The following is a 17890-nucleotide window of genomic DNA, read 5'->3' on the forward strand; positions in this document are numbered from 1 at the left end:
AAATTATTTCGGACATTTTCCGTTTCATTACCTTAAATGTATTATACACATGTTATTAGAAAATTCAAAGTAAACTTTTAACTATTAAAATGTGATTTGATGAATTTTTATACAATTTGAGACGAATTTAGCAAATCTTTAGTATAATCCTCCCTATTCATCCCCTGACTTTATCCCTATTTTTACCTAAAAAGTGTAATTTTCCACGTTAAAACTGTAAAAATCTAACTCCATCCGCTAAAATAAGGGATATACTCTGAATGGCATATTCCTTTAGGGAGGACATTTAACTAATGCGCAAAAAAACAAAAATTTTACTATGCAGTGTTGGAATATCATTAATGCTTGGAGGATGTTCAGGTATGAATAGTACAAATACCAATCATGACAGTGGAAAAGCAAAAGACGTAAAAACCTTGCCTTCTGGTGATACGTTTATCAGTGTACAGGATTATACCGGAGAAGGTTATTCTCTTGCGAATGGAAAAGAAACGGATGAAATTGCTGAAGCAAACAGAGCTCAGATTGATGAAGCTGCTAAAAAGTTTTTCCAGGAAAAATATAAAACGGAAGTAAAGGTCCATAATGTGGTTGGTGCCAAAGATGGTGCAACAGTATTTGTCGAATCTGTTGGAGATCCGCATTTCTATACTTATGCAGTAGTACCGATTATTGAAAAAGAGAATAAAGTAGATATAGACAAGATTTGGGCGGATGATTTTCAAGTACAGAATGCCATCAAAGGCGGACTCTATTATATGATTTTCAAGGAAGAGTTCCAACATCTTGATAAGTACTTCGATTCCCTCGCTGCTGAAGGTGAAATAACAGGTAAAACAAAACAAGCCCTTCAAAATGTTGGCGGGTATGGCTTTATGACACCTTACTATCTAATATCAACATCCAAGAACGATGAATCAATTATTCCAGTATATGAGTTATACCTAAGTAATCCTAAGGAAAGTGTTGAAAAACTAAAAGCTGCATTTGATGAAAGTAAATTTTCAGCAGAAAATTTAACAATTGGGATTCAGCTATTTATGAAAGACAAGGATGCTAAACCAAGTGAAAAAATCTTTAATCAGGTTGTAAAAAATCTGGAAGAAATGAAAAATATTCCAAGAGGCTCTTATGGGATAGTCCTTAATGATAACTTAATCCATAGGGAAACTTCTGAGGGCTTTAAAGAAAATTCCTTAGAAAGAGATTACCCTAACCCAATTGTAAAAGAATAAAAGAAGGTGTATATAATGGATAAACTGGAGAGCCCTCCCCCAATAAATCAAAATATCACCGTAAATAATGATAAAGATTTAGTCGAACTCGCAGGATACCGTGCTTATACACACCCCGCAAAATTCACTAAATTTTATGTAAATAATAATGAATATCGTGTACTTAATACTCGTTATGAAGACCCAACGGGCCTTGATGCCATGACAGTCATGAATACGGAAACAAAAGAAATATCCATCATTTATGTGGGTACAGATGCTAAAGCGAAATATGGAAATGAGGACATCATTACAGATGCTCAGCTATTAAGTGACCTGACCCCAGAACAAATTACAGCTGCACGAGAATACTACAAACAGATGAATGAAACGTATAAGGATATTGGCGGTGTTAAAAATGTTGCAGGAAATTCTCTCGGAGGCGGTCTGACAGGTGCAGTCGCTATTGAAAATCCAGAAGTTAAGGCCGTTACACTTAACCCTGCCCTCCTTCCCGAGGGAATGATGGACCCTGATAAAACCTACGATAACATTACAAACTACTTCAGCAGCTACGATGTGCTGACCCAGACTTTAATTGCATTGGATCTGCACGGCAGGATTCCGGGAAAACAGTATGAAATCTTCAATGGGATTCCAGAATTCTCAAAGCTTGCTACAAACCATACAGGCTATCTGAGGAATGAAGATGGCACTCAGTTTTATGTTATCGGAGAAGTCGGCAAGCCGGGTTATGGAAAAATCTATGTGGATGCAGATGCCCATATCGTATCCAGCATCTGGACGGGAGTACCGCTCTATGGCGGGCACTCAGACCGCATCGAGATCAACAAGGAGAACCTGAATCTTCTGGCTTCCTCCCTGCAAAATCATGTGATGGAAAGATTGAACCTTGCTCACGAGTACCTGGGAAATTCGGTTGCCATTGTAGATGATGAGGCCAACCGTTATTATGAACGGCTCAGCCGCCTGCAGAAGATTTTCGAGGAGATGTTTGAAAATCTGATCAGTGAGCCGCTGTTTATGGGGATTACCTCCATCAGCAATCGATTAACGGCCGAAATTGATCATTTGGTTTCTTTGTTAAATGTGGCCGAAAGTCATGCGAAATCACTGAACTATATACTGAATTCCCCGCCTGCTGAGCTGCTTGAACATATTTTCCGGACAAACGTCAGTGTGGAAAGCATCTTTAATGAAATCCGCAGCTTTTTATATGATTTGAAAAGTGATGTTCAGGATCTTTCCAAAAGCCTTATCCGGATTATTTCCAATAAAATCCCCGAGCTGTTTGAGGGCGGAAAAGAACTCTGGTATGATGCTGTAGTCAGTGAGTTAAAAGCCCATTATGGAATCGTGAACAATAACAGGGATAAGCTTCTTTCCCATATCAGCGAATATCAGAAACAAGTTCAGGATGTCGCCGCTAATTTTCATGACCGGGACCTTTCCCTGGGACAGTCGATTAGAAGCAAATCCACCCTTTCCAATTCCATATCCGTACAGGGAACGAATACGTATAAGCTGGAAGATTCCCCCTACATGGAGCTGAGGATGAAAATTAAGGAGTTTCAGATGGATACGTCTTATTCTGCCTTCACTGCCTCAACCCAGGCACTCCTCATTCCTATATTGCATAAGGGCTGGGTGATCACCCTGAACATTGAAAATGCATTAGAGCTGCTGTCGAGCACTATCAAAGGCGCAACCAAATTCGCCTTGGACTACACCATCCCCGGCAAGTTATTCGGCCTGTTTTCGGACTTTGACGATAAAATCCGAAACAGCGTCAACAACGCGATGGAGCCATTGGACGAATTCGCCGGCACGATTGAAGGCATTCGGAAGGGCTTAGACCGATTAATGGCGGAGTACCCTACTCTATTAGAGAATTTCAGGCCTTATGTCGAGACAGCCATATTCAATAACAGCGGCTACTATAATGTCCACCTCTATAACCTTGCATCCATTGCTATTTTAAGAGAAATGGAAATGCTGTTTGATGATGTGGTGTATCAGCTGGGGCATCATAAAGCTGAAGCGATCGAGGCATTGTGTGAGGTTTCTAAAAAAGTGAAGGGTAATATGGGGATATTGTATGAACAGGTGGATCGCGGGACGATTAATTAATAGGAATAAATAAACCGAGCTGAGTGGCAGCTCGGTTTTCCTATTCTAAAAGTTTGGCTATTTGCAGAATTTGATGGTCTATTTGCAAATTTCCGGCCGCTATTTGCAGGTTTGATTGCTCAATTTGCAGGTTTCCAGCCGCTATTTGCAGGTTCATTGACTATGTGCAGGTTTCGATGGTCTATTTGCAAAACTTAATTGTCTATTTGCAAATTTAATTGCGCTATTTGCAGGTTTCCGGCCGCTATTTGCAGGTTCACCTTACCGCCCAAAGCCTGCTCTTTATGCAGCCGCTGCAACGTGTCCCATACAGAAGCTTTATTCAATCAAATGATTATTCTATCCTTTCCAGATACTCCTCTAACAGCCCTCTAAAAAGCTCAGTCAATTCCTTGTTTTTCCGCTCCTTCAGCCACTCCACCTGGTTTATGGGCAGGTTTAATTTAAGTGTGATTTTTTCATTCGGCATCTCTACTTTTCGGATATCTTCCAGCGTAATGCCAGCTTCAATATCGGGAAAGTCCGGATGGTCCTCTTGTATTCTTAAGAGCCCTTCATATGACTCTTCCGGATCTATTTCGCAAAATAAGCTCAGCCGCGGCAGCTTTCCCGGCACGGCCTTTAGAAACATAAAGGAGCTGATCTGCCCGCCGTCTTCCAATTCAATTTCCGTGATCAGACTGTCCCTTTCCTGATATTTTCTTAGAGTAACTTCGCTTACAATCATGTCTACTTCCAGCGTACTTCCGGAAGACGATTCAAAAATATAGATGGCACTGTTAAACACATAGATTTCTTCCCCATCCAGGTTTATTGATTTTATACCAGCCATACCTGCTCCTCCAAATTTTTTCTTAAATCCATCATATCAAAAAGAGCAGCAAAAGGGCGGAATCATTCCTCAAAAGAAAACTGCACACCAGACATGGTATGCAGTTTATTCTGATCTTCATTACTTTCGATAACTAATCTTTTTAATATTCTCTTCCCCTCGAAGCTCCACTAAATCACTTTTCTCAATAATGACTTCTTTCACTTCTGCACCGCTAAAGTCCACGATGATTGGCTCTTTCTTTGGTGTTACACGGACACTCACATTTTTAAGGCCATCACCCTGCAATACAGCAGAGTTTTTGAGCCAGATGCCATTTTTAATCTCAGCTGTTTCTTCTACATTAATAAATGAAACTTTGTTCAATACTAATTTCTTCTTTTTATCATCCGTAAGATTATATTCCTTTTCAAAATCCAGCTCTGTTACCGGAGGCAGGCTGTCAACGTCTATAATACGCCCTTCTACTGCCGGTTTGATTGTGCCCAGGCTGGATAGGTGATCCGCAAAGTTTTCCCAGTCAGAAAGCCCCAAATCTGTCACCATGCCCTCCTGGTAAGCTTTTGCGAACACTGTATATCCATCTCCGCCTTTAGCTGTAAAAGCATTCGTAGCGATTGTGTAGGTTTGATTGTCCTGGATTTCAGTGTAAGTGCCCTGTTCATTTTTATATTCAATCGAAACAATCCGCTCTCCGGCAGGTTTAGTGGAATCGAATTTTACTTTTGCACCGGACACGTGCAGGAAGCCGCCATTTTCTGCAGGATATTGTCCTACGCTGATTTCAAATGCCTCTTTTAATTCAGCACCCGTTACCTCCATAGTGGCTAATGTATTGCCAAATGGAAGAACCGTGATTACTTCGCCAACTGTGATTGGCCCAGCGTCAATTCCTGCACGAATGCCGCCTCCATTTTGGAGCGCCATGATGACATTGCTGTTATACTGCTTTGCTTTTGCCAGCATGCCGTCTGTAATCAGGTTGCCCAGCGCTGTTTCATTTTTCCGTACACTTGGTCCTGTGCTGTCTCCGCTTGTCCGCGGATTCTCAAGGGCAGCCAGCGTTGCTGCTCCAATTTCCGTGTTCTTTAATTCTTCTATCTGTGAGGAGTATTTTTCAAGCAGCACTGCTGCCTCAGGGTCCTCTGCTTTATCCGCTATTTTAATAAGCTGGCCGGCATGCCCGACTACTTTTCCTGCCTCGTCAAATTGTACATCCAGCGTTCCGAGGTAATTATTGTACTGGCCGGCTTGTACAATAACAGTCGGATCCTTTGCCGCTCCTGTTTCGTCAGCTTCCACAACCACTGGAGCATTTAATTGCGTATGGCTGTGCCCGCCCACAATCACATCAATTCCATCTACTTGAGCAGCCAGGTTTAAATCATTATCCACATTTGGGTTATCATCATAGCCAATATGAGTTACAGCCACTATTTTGTTAACACCCATGCCCTCGAAAGCTTTTACTGCTTTTTCTGCTTCTTCAAGATAATCTTCAAACGCAACATTACCCGGACTGGAAATGCTGGCTGTTTCAGCTGTAGTCAAGCCAAAGAATCCTACTTTTTCTCCATTAACTTCTTTAATGATGCCATTATATATTTTTCCATCAGCTGGTTCGCTCGATATAAGGTCACTGAACAATCCCTGCAGGTTGGCATCCTCAGAAAAATCTACGTTTGAACTGACGAATGAGAATTGTGCTCCTTTTACAAAGTCAGCCAGTGCTTGATGGCCTTCCGCACTTGAACCCAAATCGAACTCATGATTTCCGAAAGTCATAATGTCATAGCCCATGAGATTCATAAATTCAAGGTCAGCCTGTCCAAGGAATTTATTAAAATATAAAGTACCGGAAAAAACATCTCCTGCATCAACAAGAAGGGCATCCGGTTTCGCTTCTCTTACTTCCTTTACAGCCGTCACTTTTTTTGCGGCGCTGTCCATATTAGCGTGTGAGTCATTGGTATGCATTAACGAAAGCGTGAAATCTGAAGCTGAAGTCTCATTTGCTGAAACCAGGCCTGCCGGAACTGCTGTTGAGATGGTTAATGCTGCTGATAAGGCTGCTGCTGATAATACTTTAATAGGTAATTTCATAAAAAAATGCTCCTTTCAATTTTTACTCAAAGGGAGTGAAAGCCGGAGCTGCTGCACTCCGGCTTTCACTGTTATGCCGCTTCCTCTTCCTCATAAGGAGACTCCATTATCTCCCCATCCGAATCTTTGAAAATGATATGAGATGGATCTGCTTTTTTCCCAAGTGTCCATTTCTGCACATTTTCAGCACCGCGGATTTCCACGACTTTGTCACTTTCAATCATCACTTCTTTAGTTTCTGATCCTGTCAGGTCAACAACTGCCCCTTTGCTGGCCGAGCTGATGACCACTTTTGTATGTTTCAGGCCTTCGCCTTTAACTGCTGCTGATTTCTTCAGCCATAGACCCTGCGAGAGGCTTGAAGTGCCATCCATCACAACTAATGCATTATGTGGTCCAGCCACGAATTTCTTCGCATGGTAGTTTATCAGATTGAAAACATGGTCATATTTAGGCTCTTCCGGTTTTGCTGCCGGCTTTAAGCTTGTCTGGATCATGACTGGGTCATGGTCACTTGCACGGCCGTGCTCTTCCATGAAGCCCGAGTTGATATGAAGAATATCCACTTCTGTTTTCTTTGCTAGATTGTTGGATACTAAAATATGATCCAGCACCTGTGCATTTCCCTGATAAGTATAGGTGTATCGCTCTTCTGCCGGAACTTTTTCAATCATATTAGTCAGTTCTTCGCCCTTTAGAGCCTGTAAAGGATTGGAGAACTCAAAATCGTTAAAGTCGCCAAGCAGGACGATATTGGCATCAGGGTCTTCCGCTTTGATATTCTTTACAAAACCGTTCACAACGTTAGCGATTTTCATGCGCTGGATTTCGCTGTTTAAGACTGGCGGCTGCACTTTTCCAAACAGCGGAAGATCTCCGCCTTTCGAGTTAAAATGGTTGGCTACGACAATGACGCTTTCGCCCTGAAATTCGAATTGGGCTGCCAATGCTTTGCGGCTATCTTCAAAGGCTTCGTTTGTTGGGTCAATACGTCCTGGGTTTAGCGTCAGTTTGCCGCTTTCAAAATCAACTGCATCTGTTGCTGATCCTTTTTCGCCTTGGGTTAAAGTTACCCTTTCAGCGTTATACAGGAAGCCGACACGGATGTTTCCTCCCGGCTGGCCGCCATCCTGTTTATCTTCCGGTGCAATATCTGTGTATGTGTAGGCTGGTCCGCCAAGCTCTTTAATTTTTTCAATCAGCAATGCTGCACTTTGGTCCGCTGCTGTTGTGCCGCTATCTGTTGGTCCGTCATTGTCCTGTACTTCTGTCAGGCCAATGATGTCCGGCTGCTTCATATTCTGGACGATGGCTTCTGCTAATCTCGTAACCTTTTCCGCATCTGTTTTGGTTGAGAAGTTTTCAACATTATAAGACGCGATGGTTAATTGATCCCCTTCAGGTACAAGGTTTGTTTCTTCTCTAGCCGCAGAGCCTTCCACGAATTCCGGCAATGTGTCTGTGTCACTTAACACTTTATAGTTACTGAAGCCGTAGCTGACAACGCCCTGGATGCTGCCTTTGAAGCTGTCGCCCATTTTTGCAACAAAATCTTCATCATTAATATCAAGGGTGATTCTCTCCGGGTTAAAATCGTTTTCTGAAATGCGCAGTCCGCCTGCCGCTGTGTTCGTATCCACATCTCCTGGCACCACTACTAGCTCACCGTATTTCTGCGGGGCAACTACTTTAACGTTATCCACCTGAACAAACATGCCTTCCAGACTTTCGTAAAAATCGATTCCATCCTGTTTTGGATCAAATTCTTTTAATTCATCATTATCAATAATTTCAGCCGGAAGATTTTCTTTGTTAATAACGACCGGAGCAGGAAGTTTCTGACCGGAAGCAATGATTTCGATCGATGCTGCATTGATTTCTGTTACAGGAAGGTCTGTTTTCAGCTTGTCTGAATAGCCATCAAGCACCCACTCTTTCACCTGTCCTGAAGCGGATACTACATCTCCTGCAGATGCTCCGTGGCCCTTTTTATAAACGAGGATTCCTTCAGATGTATTTTCATCACTATCCGGATGCTGATCCTGCATGTAGAAATTACTGCTGTCTACCACCTTAGTGACAATTCCTTCAACATCTGAAACCTGCTGGTTCACATATTGGGAATAGTGGCCTGCACCTTGAATATCATGAATGCGCAAATCTTCCAGCCCAATCATGTACTGAAATACAGATACCTTGCTGTCTGTTAAGCCTTCTTTAACAGCTATCGCTTTAATCGTCGTTTCTTCATTAATAATGATTGGATCAGAGAATACTGTGCTTTCAGCAGTGGGTTCTGACCCATCAACTGTATAATGGATTACAGCGCCATCAGTGGAGGTCGATAGTTCTACTGCTGTTCCAGCTTTAACAGGGCCCGCCCCAGGGGTAGCTGTAACCGCTGTAACCTGTGGTGTGCCTGTATCTTCTACAAAAGTGTAAGCTATTGGGCTCTTTAACCCCGGGACTGTAAAGTATGCTTCAAGTGAGCCTGTAATCTGGACTTTTTTCCCGAGGTAATTCGGGTTGTCCTTTAAATTCAGCTCTGTCCTGATGGAATTATTCGGCAATTGAACCGGCAGTATTTTACTGGGGTCTGTTTCACTTGGGGAATCGGCAATGGCCAAATTTGTATTCACAGAAAATGGGCCAGTATGGGTATATTTCGGTCCATTTGCGGTCGTTCCCACAATATATCCTTCAACCGTTGCTGTGCCGTTATTATCCGCAATCGCTTCTGCCACAGACTTCACTTCTTCTGCACTCGCCGCGGCAAAGGGACTGAATAGACTAAGAATTAAAGCGAAAACACTTATAAAGCTGATTAACTTTATGCGCTGCTTTTCTATCATGCGATCCTCTCCTATATCCTTATTTTTAAGCGTTTACACGCACTACCACTCTAGTAAATCACTCTTCTTTTTAGCGTACAATCTGATATTTGTAAAAATTGAGTAAATAAGTAAAAACGGGAAAATTATCTCACTGTATAATAAGGTATAAAGACCTTTAAGCGAACGGAACACCATTCTATTAGACCTATTCTCTATGAACTTTTCTCAGACTCCTTATCTTTAAGGAACAGGAAAACAAAAATTGAAAATAATGGGTATTAGTAGTATCCTTTTACTATAAATAGGGAGAAATACGAAATAAGGAGATAATATATGGAAATCAGAAAGAGGAAAAGTTCACGCTTCTTTCCTTTCGTTCCTTCGAAAGATCCCGGCCAAACTCATCAAGATCACTTAGGATCCTTTAAAGCCATGTATCATGATTATCCAGACGCGGCTTTTTTTATAGATAAAGAGGGAAGTATACTTTATGGCAATGATGCTTCCCAGCTCTTATTCGGCTATACGGAAGATACGGAAGAGGACTTTACCAGGTACTTTATTCATAATGACAGAGGCTCCGCTAAAACGCTTTTCCAGCAGGCCATTATTGACGGGAAAGCACAGCGGGGCAGTTACTTTGGCATTCAAGCAGGTAAAATTGTGGAGATTTTATCCATTTTTTCTCCTTTTTACTTTAATGGGATTATGGCGGGAGCCAGTCTTATTCTTCATGTTCCTGAACAGCAGACTGCCTTAAAGAAATTCCAGTATGAAGAAATTCAGCGCAAACTGGCAGAGGTGGAAGATCGGAAAAACATGATATTAGAAAGCATTGACGCGGGGATATGGGCTTATGATGTAAAAGCAAATAGATTCATGATATGTTCTGAAGGCAACAGAAAAATAACAGGCAGAGATCCTGTTGACTTTTTGACAAATAAAGTGATTTGGAAGGACATCGTATACAAGGAAGACTTGGAAAAGTATGAACAGACCCAGTCACTGCTTTCAGAAGGAAAACAGATCCGGCATGAATACCGCATCTGCCGTCCAGATGGTTCTATAAGGTGGGTAAGTGATCAAACGATTCCAAGGCTGGATGATGATCAGAACCTGATATGGCTTAATGGAATCATAACAGATATTACTGAACATAAGCTTCTGCTGCAAAAGGTTCAGCATATCAGCTATCATGATTCACTGACCAATCTTCCGAAAAGAAGACTGCTGGAAAATAGACTTGAGACATTGATACAGGCTCAGCATGAGAAATTTGCGGTGTTATATCTGGACCTTGATCGCTTTAAATATATTAATGATATTCTCGGACATACGCTTGCGGATGAGGTGCTCCTGCAAGTGGCGCTCCGGCTGAGGGCTTTTCAGGAAAAAGGCTGCTTTGTATCGCGAATGAGCGGGGATGAGTTTGTGATTATCCATTATCCGGTTCACTCAAGAGAGGAAGCGATTCAGTGTGCTGAGCAAATATTCAGCACACTGAGCGAACCAATTCATATTGATGCTTACGAGCTGCCCCTTCAGGCTTCTATCGGAATCAGCATGTTCCCGGAAGACGGGGACTCCCATATTGACTTGATTAAAAATGCCCATGCGGCTCTCCACCGCGGCAGAGAAAAAGGCGGCCGCAGCATTGAGGTTTATACCAAAAATATTAATGTTAAAACGGAAAAGGTATTTTTAATTGAAAGCGGCCTGCAAAAAGCTTTAAAGAACGAAGAATTCATTCTGCATTACCAGCCCAAAATGGATATTGAAAGCAGCAGGATTGTCGGCGCGGAGGCCCTCATCCGCTGGCAGCATCCGGAACTGGGGCTGATGTCGCCAGGAGAATTTATTTCTGTAGCTGAAAAAACGGGATTAATCCTCGATATCGGCGACTGGGTCATCAAGCAGGCATGCGTCCAGCTGAAATTATGGATGAATGAAGGCCTTCCGGTTGTGCCAATATCCATTAATATATCTCCGCAGCGGTTTATGAAATATGATTTGATCAACTATATTACGCGTACTCTGGATATTTTTCAGATCCCGCCCGCTTTGCTTGAATTGGAAATCACCGAAACACATTTTCTTTATAATGAAGAAAAAGTGAATTCCATCATCCAGGAACTAAGAAATATCGGGATCCGGATTGCTCTCGATGACTTTGGAACAGGATTTTCGTCTTTAACACATATAAAAGACTTCCAGATTGATACTCTTAAAATAGATCGATCCTTTATAAAAGAGATTGAAACAAATAAAAACCATGCCATCCTTGTCGAATCTCTTATTTTCTTATCCGACCGGCTGGGTATTGACGTCATTGCGGAGGGAGTCGAAACACAAAAACAGCTCGAATTCCTCAAAGCCACACAATGCAAGTATGTGCAGGGATATGTATTCAGCAAACCCCTGCCCGTTGAGGAATTTATTTGTTTACTGGAGTAGATCTCTCATTTTGGCCCATTCCTTGATAGGGATGGGCTTTTTATTGGGAATGGCGCGGGGAGAGAGAATTCTATTTTGTGAATTGATGGGTCTATTTGCAGGATTTTGAGTCTATTTGCAAATTTTCTGGGCTATTTGCAAGTTTCCTGGGCTATTTGCAGCGTTCACAAATTCAGTTTCCTCCCCCCAAAAAAGGAGAACCTCCACCCAGGAGATTCTCCCAAACTCAGACAAGTTAATATTTCTTTAATAGATCAATGGTTCGTTTCAAATCAACAGTTCCGTCACTATTCAATTGAATGTAATCCAGCCGCTGCGCAATTGTCATGACCTTTCCAATCCTTGTTCTTGCAGGCTTTTGCAGATTAAGGCCGTGCTTGTCTGATTCCAGAAGAATCGCATCCATAGCTTCTTTTCGGACACTGCGCTTATCTTCGCCTTCTTCAGGGCTAATTTTAACGCAAAGGCGATGCTGTTCGAGCTGCAGGAAATACGGTTTATTGGCTGCAGATGCCCACCAGAATGCCCAAAACCCGCCAGCCGGATTTGAAACATAGCCCCAATCTCCGTTAATTTCTTTTTGCAGTTCCTGATAAAATCCCTGCCAGGCATAATGGTCCCATTCTGCTAAAGCCTTTGTTTTAAAAGATGCCACACTATCTTCTATCTTTTGCAGATGGTTCAGATAATCAATAAATAGCGGATTTTGCACACCATTGTCTTTCCCCTCCTGCAGAACCTTCAGCATCATGGTCCGTTTGAATGGTTTATAGCCTGCTTGATCAATGGATCGATAATGGCTTTGGTCAGCAATTTTATAATAGATCGGCAATTGGATCAGATGAGGATATTCGTTCTCAACCGACTTACGGTACCGATTAAGCTGATCGGAATGGTTTTTCGAAAATGTTTTATCCTCTATTAAAATAGCGTATGTATCATTAACGACTGTCAAAATGTCGAGAGATTTAAACTGGCGTTTGATCTCTATCGAATCAATCACCGGAGCTGGCAGCCCATGCAGATGAAAAATAGCCGCCAAAAACTGATTGGCAGCTTCATATAAGGAACTGTCCAGTGATCGATATGGCGATTCACTCCAGGCCATAAGCCAGCATAAAAAAGCATCCTGTGAAAGCTCACTGGTGGCATAATCAAATATATTCGGGACATCCTTAAACGCAGCCCGGCTGTCACGGGCATTATCAAGCAACATCTCTACATCGTGATTTCCCATATAATCCTCCCAATATCCTCTTCCAAGGATAGATTGATAGTGCATCGGCGGCCAAATGATAGACTCCCCGATATCTAAAATTCTGCCTTGCTCATTAGGGTAAAGCAATAAAAGCCGATCGTTCCCCTGCTGTGCAATAGCTGCGGGTATGTCTTCAATCCTCTTCACATAGCCGCACTTCCCGCGGCACACATATGCGGGAAATCCATCAAGAATCAATCCGCCATCTTCTGTCTCTGCGAGGCTTTCCCATGCATCTTCTATAAGCGCACTTCCGCAGCGCGGGCATTCCTTTGTCTTCACATTCATCTCCCCTTTGTCTTCTAAACGAATGAGCCGCGGAAAAAGAGCCAAAATTTTAATCTTATTTTTACACTCTAGTATAATATCTTTAGGTAATTATGACTATATTCGTATTCAAAAAGAGAACCTCCACCAGGAAGATTCTCTCACTCTATTATTTATATACTTTAATCGTAATTGTCTTACTTCCCCACTGCAATGCACGCTGTTTATTTGGAATAAAGACATCAATTTTATTTCCTCTTACAGCAGAGCCTTTGTCCCCTGCAATTGCTTCTCCATAACCAGGAACAAATACTTTAGATCCCAGAGGAATGATTTTTGGATCGACTGAAATAACCTTGGCGTTCGGGTTCTTTTTCAGATTGATTCCTGTATAGGTTATGCCGCTGCAGCCCTTGCAGCTGGCAGTATAGGCCGTCGCTTTCACTTTAATTTCTTTATAAGCTTTCGTCGATAATGCAGCCTTTACAGCTGTCTTTTTAGGTGCTGCAGCTTTTGCTGAAGCTCCCGTAACCTTTAGAACTTGCTTAGGTTTGATTTTATCTGAAGTTAATTTATTCCATGATTTAATTTGCTGTACTGTTACGCTATATTTTTTAGAGATAGCCCAAAGCGTATCTCCTTGTTTCACTGTATGCGTATTTCCGGCGGCTGAAGCGACATTGGAAAATCCAAACGATAGAAAAACAGCTGTTACCAAATAGATTACTAATTTCTTCATGTTATCTCCTTTATGTCCCTTGATAGGAACATATTAACACCGGAAGATAACAGATAGATTTCAGTAAAACTCTTTTTTTGTTACAAATAAAATAGGTTTTAATAGTTTTGTAATATAAATTACCAGTTTTTCATTTGAATTTTCCAGCCGAATCAAATAAAGCACCTCTTCCCGCTTATGCAGGTTAGGTGTCCCATTTTAATAGGCAAAATTGTGACTGCCGCACAAATACCATTGCGGCAGCGGCCGTAATCCATTTGATGTAATTCATTTGGACTCTCCTCGTTATGTAAAATGCTTTTTCGTAGAGCCAGACTGTCCTCCTTTTAAAAAAGTAATAACGTTAACCTTTGTCTGTTTCCCCATAAGATAAGTTTGAAAACTCGATCAATTGGCTTAATTTCTAGAACGGGACAGAGGGATAGGTCGAGAACGCCGAAAACAACTCCTAAATATTGTGAAAAATAAGAAATTCCCTCCTAAACTTTACGGCTTTCCAATAGACTCGTCTGTGATACGGGTCTCACCAGCCAAGTCTGATATAGTTCGAGCCATGTGAATAATTTTGATTTCTTCCCTATTACTCCATTCGTGATTCATTGACATTTGCTTAATAAATGTACGCTGTTTTTCCGTTAGAAAACTTGTCCGAATAAGGGTTACAACCGGAACGGTTGCATTAGTCAGCCCTTTATTCCTCTCAGATTGAAGCTCGCGGGCGCGAATAACGCGACTAAGAATAATTTCAGAAGAATCCGTATCTCGACTCTTTAGCTCCAGATCAACTGAATTTAGAGAAAGCAGAATATCCATACGATCCAGAACAGGATCTAATCCGATTTATGCAGGATCGAATTTGCTTTTTGGTACAGGTGCAATAATGTGGGGATCCACGGCAGCCGCAAGGACAGGGGATAATGGCTCCAATAAGAATAAAAAACGCAGGTAAGTGACAGTTGAATGCACACGGTTAATCGTCACTTTACCTGTTTCGAGAGGCTGCCGAAGCATGTCTAATGTTTTTTTCTGCCATTTCATCAAAAAAAGAGCTGCATTAAAAGCAGCCCCATATATCGTTTATTCATTCATTTATAAAATACTCTTAAAGCCCTTCGCCTGCGCATCCAGCTTTCTTGCTGCTTCCCCGATATCTTTAAATGCGGATACCGCCTGTTCATTAAGAACCTGATTTGCAGAGATGCCTGACTGCGATAGCAGGGTGGCGTCACTGACTTTGTTGATTTCAGCTGATATTCCTTCGATATGGGCGTTGACTTCCTGGATGGAGTCCTGCACCCGGTTTGCAAGCTTTCGCACTTCTCCGGCAACGACGTTGAAACCCCTGCCATGTTCGCCGGCACGCGCGGCTTCTATGGCTGCATTTAAGGCGAGCAGGTTGGTTTGCGCCGCTATTTCCCGGATTGTTTTTACGATGCTTCTGATAGATTGTGCCTGCGATTTGAGAGAATGGAGGATTTCCAGGTTTCCTTTGGATTCGTGAACAAGCTTGCCTATTGCCTGAGCGGCCTCTTCGCTTCTTTCAATTCCAGCTTTTGCTTTTTCACTAAGGGCTTCTGACATTTCCTGCAGCTGGGATGCCACCTGTGCCGTATTCGATTCCCGCTCAGTTATATCCGTAGCAATTTTCACGACACCAGCGACCTTGCCGTCATCGCCGAATACCGGTGTGTATGTTGCTTCCAGCCAGATAAGATCTCCTTGTTTGGTCACACGCTGGATTTTTTCCTGAAAGCTTTTGCCCTTGCGCAGATTTCTCCAAAGCTCCTGATATTCCCTGCTGGCGGCAAATTCAGGGGTGCAAAATTGCTTATGGATCATATTTGGCATCTCTTCTGCCCGATATTTCACGGTGCGGGCAAAATTCTCATTTGCCCAGAGCACTTTCCCGTTCCCATCAAATTCAATCATAGCCAGAGAATTTTCAATTGCAGCCAAAACAGCTTCTTTTTCCAGAACCTGTGTGCTTTTAACATGATTAGGCTGATATGTTGTAAGCATGCTCTTCCTCTTTTCAAAAAAGTTTGTAAGAACATATCCTTACAAAAGGACGGATCCCCTGTAAGTGCTGGCCGGTTGCGCTACTAGCTCGAATTCATTCAAGCGCCCAATTCCCCTTGAATTCTCATTGCTTCCAACATGTTCCGTTCATAAGTCTATAGTACTAGTATCGATTTGTTATCACAATCTTTAATGCTCTTGTATTATGCTGAAAATTCAATTATTTAATCACTATGACCCATGATTTCCATATTTAGTAAAAGTAGAATGGTAATGTAAGAAATTACGAAGAAAGGATGGATTTATCTGAAAAACAAATTGATCGCGTTATCTTTGGCTTCTGTTTTAAGCTTGTCACTTATTCCGGAAAGAAGTTTTGCCGAGCAGACCGCTCTGGAAAACCAGGCGATCATACCTGGCGCGCATAAAGTAACAGAACAATACTTTGACGGTGCCGGCAACAACTGGCTGACCACTAAAAATCCCCTCCAATATCAGCAGGCGACCCTTTACGGCAATATCGGGCTTGTCCCTTATCTTTGGGGAAATGCCGCTGAGAGAACCGGATGGCATCAAATGTACAAGCCTGCTTCTGTAACAGGGACTCAGGTAAATGGCCGTTTTGAAGATGCCCAGTTTGTCATAAGGGTTCCGGATCACTGGAATGGCCGGCTGGCAGTTTCGGGAATCCCCGCGACAAGGAATGAAACGTCGACTGATCTTCTTTTCAGCGATTATGTACTGGAAAAAGGATATGCTTTTGCTGCAATCGATAAAGGGACCCAGGGTGAGGCTGATTCGGCTGATCCATTGGCAAAAGTAAAAAATGCCTTAGCCGATGAGGATGATAGTGTAGCAGAATGGCATCAGCGGTTCCGCCAGGTTACGAAAGCCGCTCAGCAGTACTTAGCCATCCATCATTCAGATGGGCTGATCGATCCAGCAGACTCTTCTGATCCTGCGAGTGATTTAGTATCAGCAGAGCATAAGATTCCTACATATGCAATGGGAATTTCCAATGGCGGCTACGTCGTGCGTTATGCTCTTGAAAATGATGCACCGGAGAAAACCGGAGAACCGCGGCTTTTTGATGGAGGAGTTGACTGGGAAGGTGTTCTCTGGACGGAGAAAAAAGAAAACTTGATCAGTTCCCTGACCACTGTTGTGAATAATGCTGAGGAAGCTTTGTATGGCAGCGGCAAAGAACAGAAAAAAGCGGTTAAAGAGCTATACAAAGCGGGTTTGCCAAAAGGGTCGGAAAAACTTTGGGCCTACCATGATCAGGTATACTGGTTTGTCTCGCTGAATATCTATCGGGACCATTTCGATCCGGAAGCACCAGGCCGGACGGATTGGAGCAATTACCTGAACTTCGTTAATGGCATGAGAGACCGTTCCTATGATCATATTTTTGAAGATTATAAGTATGTGACCCGGCCGAAGGAAGTGAAAGAAAATATTAAGGAAGTGGCCAATACAGGTGATATAGATGTGCCGCTCATCTCTTTCACGGGATCACTGGACGCGCTGATTTTCCCGGAGATCCATGCAAAGGGATATCAAAAGCTGGTCAAGAAAGCCGGAAAGCAGGATCTGCACCGGATGTATACGATTGAGAACGGCAACCATGTAGACAGCCTTGTCTGGAACCCAGGCACCGATCCGGATCAAGAACTTCAGCCTCTGCTGCCTTATGCTCATCAATCATTTGACCTGCTGGTTGACTGGGTGGAAAACGGACATGCCGCCCCAGCGAGCAAGACGGTTGATGCACCGGAGAACCCGGTTAAGGTCATTGACTTGAAAACTGGGCAGGAACGGGATCCCCGTTAAAATAACCTATCAAATTGCTGCCCCAATTGTTATTGATTGGGGTTTTTGAGTGCTTTCGGGCACGGGTTCTGACTCTGGAGGACAAATTAGCGGTCGCTCTCAGCGAAGGTTACCCTCGGGTTCGGACACAAATTGGTGGTTTCACCTTCTCTCTGTCTGAAGTCCCCTGGGCTTCAGACTCAAAGT

The 17890-nt window shown here is 42.7% G+C and carries 11 protein-coding genes, 1 pseudogene and 1 riboswitch; of the genes and pseudogenes, 4 read left to right on the plus strand and 8 right to left on the minus strand.

Annotation, left to right across the window (positions count from 1 at the left end; genetic code table 11):
• Positions 1–293: 293 nt before the first annotated feature.
• Both PBF_RS04760 and PBF_RS04765 read left to right on the plus strand, forming a co-directional pair.
• Positions 294–1235, plus strand: a complete 942-nt coding sequence (locus PBF_RS04760; protein ID WP_035327764.1) for a DUF1672 family protein — start codon at positions 294–296, stop codon at positions 1233–1235.
• A 15-nt stretch (positions 1236–1250) separates the two neighbouring features.
• A complete protein-coding gene (locus PBF_RS04765; protein WP_035327766.1) occupies positions 1251–3365 on the plus strand; it encodes an SA1320 family protein in 2115 nt (704 codons plus the stop codon).
• A gap of 334 nt (positions 3366–3699) precedes the next feature.
• On the opposite strand, the gene PBF_RS04770 is transcribed toward PBF_RS04765, so the two are convergent.
• The 3 genes from PBF_RS04770 to PBF_RS04780 form a co-directional block, all read right to left on the minus strand.
• Entirely contained in the window at positions 3700–4197 is a 498-nt protein-coding gene (locus PBF_RS04770) for a hypothetical protein (protein WP_035327769.1), read from the minus strand.
• Between the two features lie 120 nt (positions 4198–4317).
• Positions 4318–6300 carry a bifunctional metallophosphatase/5'-nucleotidase gene (locus tag PBF_RS04775; RefSeq protein WP_035327771.1) on the minus strand — a complete coding sequence of 661 codons (1983 nt, stop codon included), beginning with the start codon at positions 6298–6300 and terminating at the stop codon, positions 4318–4320.
• 71 nt (positions 6301–6371) lie between these two features.
• Positions 6372–9152 (minus strand): DUF6359 domain-containing protein, encoded by a 2781-nt coding sequence (locus PBF_RS04780; RefSeq protein ID WP_035327774.1) that lies wholly within the window; start codon positions 9150–9152, stop codon positions 6372–6374.
• Positions 9153–9467: 315 nt separating this feature from the next.
• Here PBF_RS04780 and PBF_RS04785 point away from each other — a divergent pair, with 315 nt between their 5' ends.
• Positions 9468–11588 (plus strand): EAL domain-containing protein, encoded by a 2121-nt coding sequence (locus PBF_RS04785; protein WP_051488810.1) that lies wholly within the window; start codon positions 9468–9470, stop codon positions 11586–11588.
• 235 nt (positions 11589–11823) lie between these two features.
• Here PBF_RS04785 and PBF_RS04790 read toward each other — a convergent pair whose 3' ends face one another.
• The 5 genes and pseudogenes from PBF_RS04790 to PBF_RS04805 form a co-directional block, all read right to left on the minus strand.
• Entirely contained in the window at positions 11824–13128 is a 1305-nt protein-coding gene (locus tag PBF_RS04790) for a PD-(D/E)XK nuclease family protein (RefSeq protein WP_051488811.1), read from the minus strand.
• Positions 13129–13282: 154 nt separating this feature from the next.
• Entirely contained in the window at positions 13283–13852 is a 570-nt protein-coding gene (locus tag PBF_RS04795; protein ID WP_035327776.1) for a LysM peptidoglycan-binding domain-containing protein, read from the minus strand.
• Between the two features lie 486 nt (positions 13853–14338).
• The gene (locus tag PBF_RS27180) at positions 14339–14665 is read right to left on the minus strand and encodes a hypothetical protein (protein WP_051488812.1); all 327 of its coding nucleotides are present in this window, start codon (positions 14663–14665) and stop codon (positions 14339–14341) included.
• A pseudogene (locus tag PBF_RS24860) lies at positions 14634–14890 on the minus strand (ATP-binding protein). The gene PBF_RS27180 and the pseudogene PBF_RS24860 overlap by 32 nt, the downstream one beginning before the upstream one ends.
• Positions 14891–14941: 51 nt before the next feature.
• Complete coding sequence (locus PBF_RS04805) at positions 14942–15871, minus strand: methyl-accepting chemotaxis protein (RefSeq protein WP_035327778.1); 930 nt, start codon at positions 15869–15871, stop codon at positions 14942–14944.
• 60 nt (positions 15872–15931) lie between these two features.
• Positions 15932–16015: riboswitch (cyclic di-GMP riboswitch) on the minus strand.
• 162 nt (positions 16016–16177) lie between these two features.
• Here PBF_RS04805 and PBF_RS04810 point away from each other — a divergent pair.
• Positions 16178–17704 carry a peptide chain release factor 2 gene (locus tag PBF_RS04810; RefSeq protein ID WP_035327780.1) on the plus strand — a complete coding sequence of 509 codons (1527 nt, stop codon included), beginning with the start codon at positions 16178–16180 and terminating at the stop codon, positions 17702–17704.
• Positions 17705–17890: the final 186 nt, after the last annotated feature.

This window comes from Cytobacillus firmus DS1 (genome assembly GCF_000565285.1).
GTDB classification, from domain to species: domain Bacteria; phylum Bacillota; class Bacilli; order Bacillales; family Cytobacillaceae; genus Cytobacillus; species Cytobacillus firmus_A.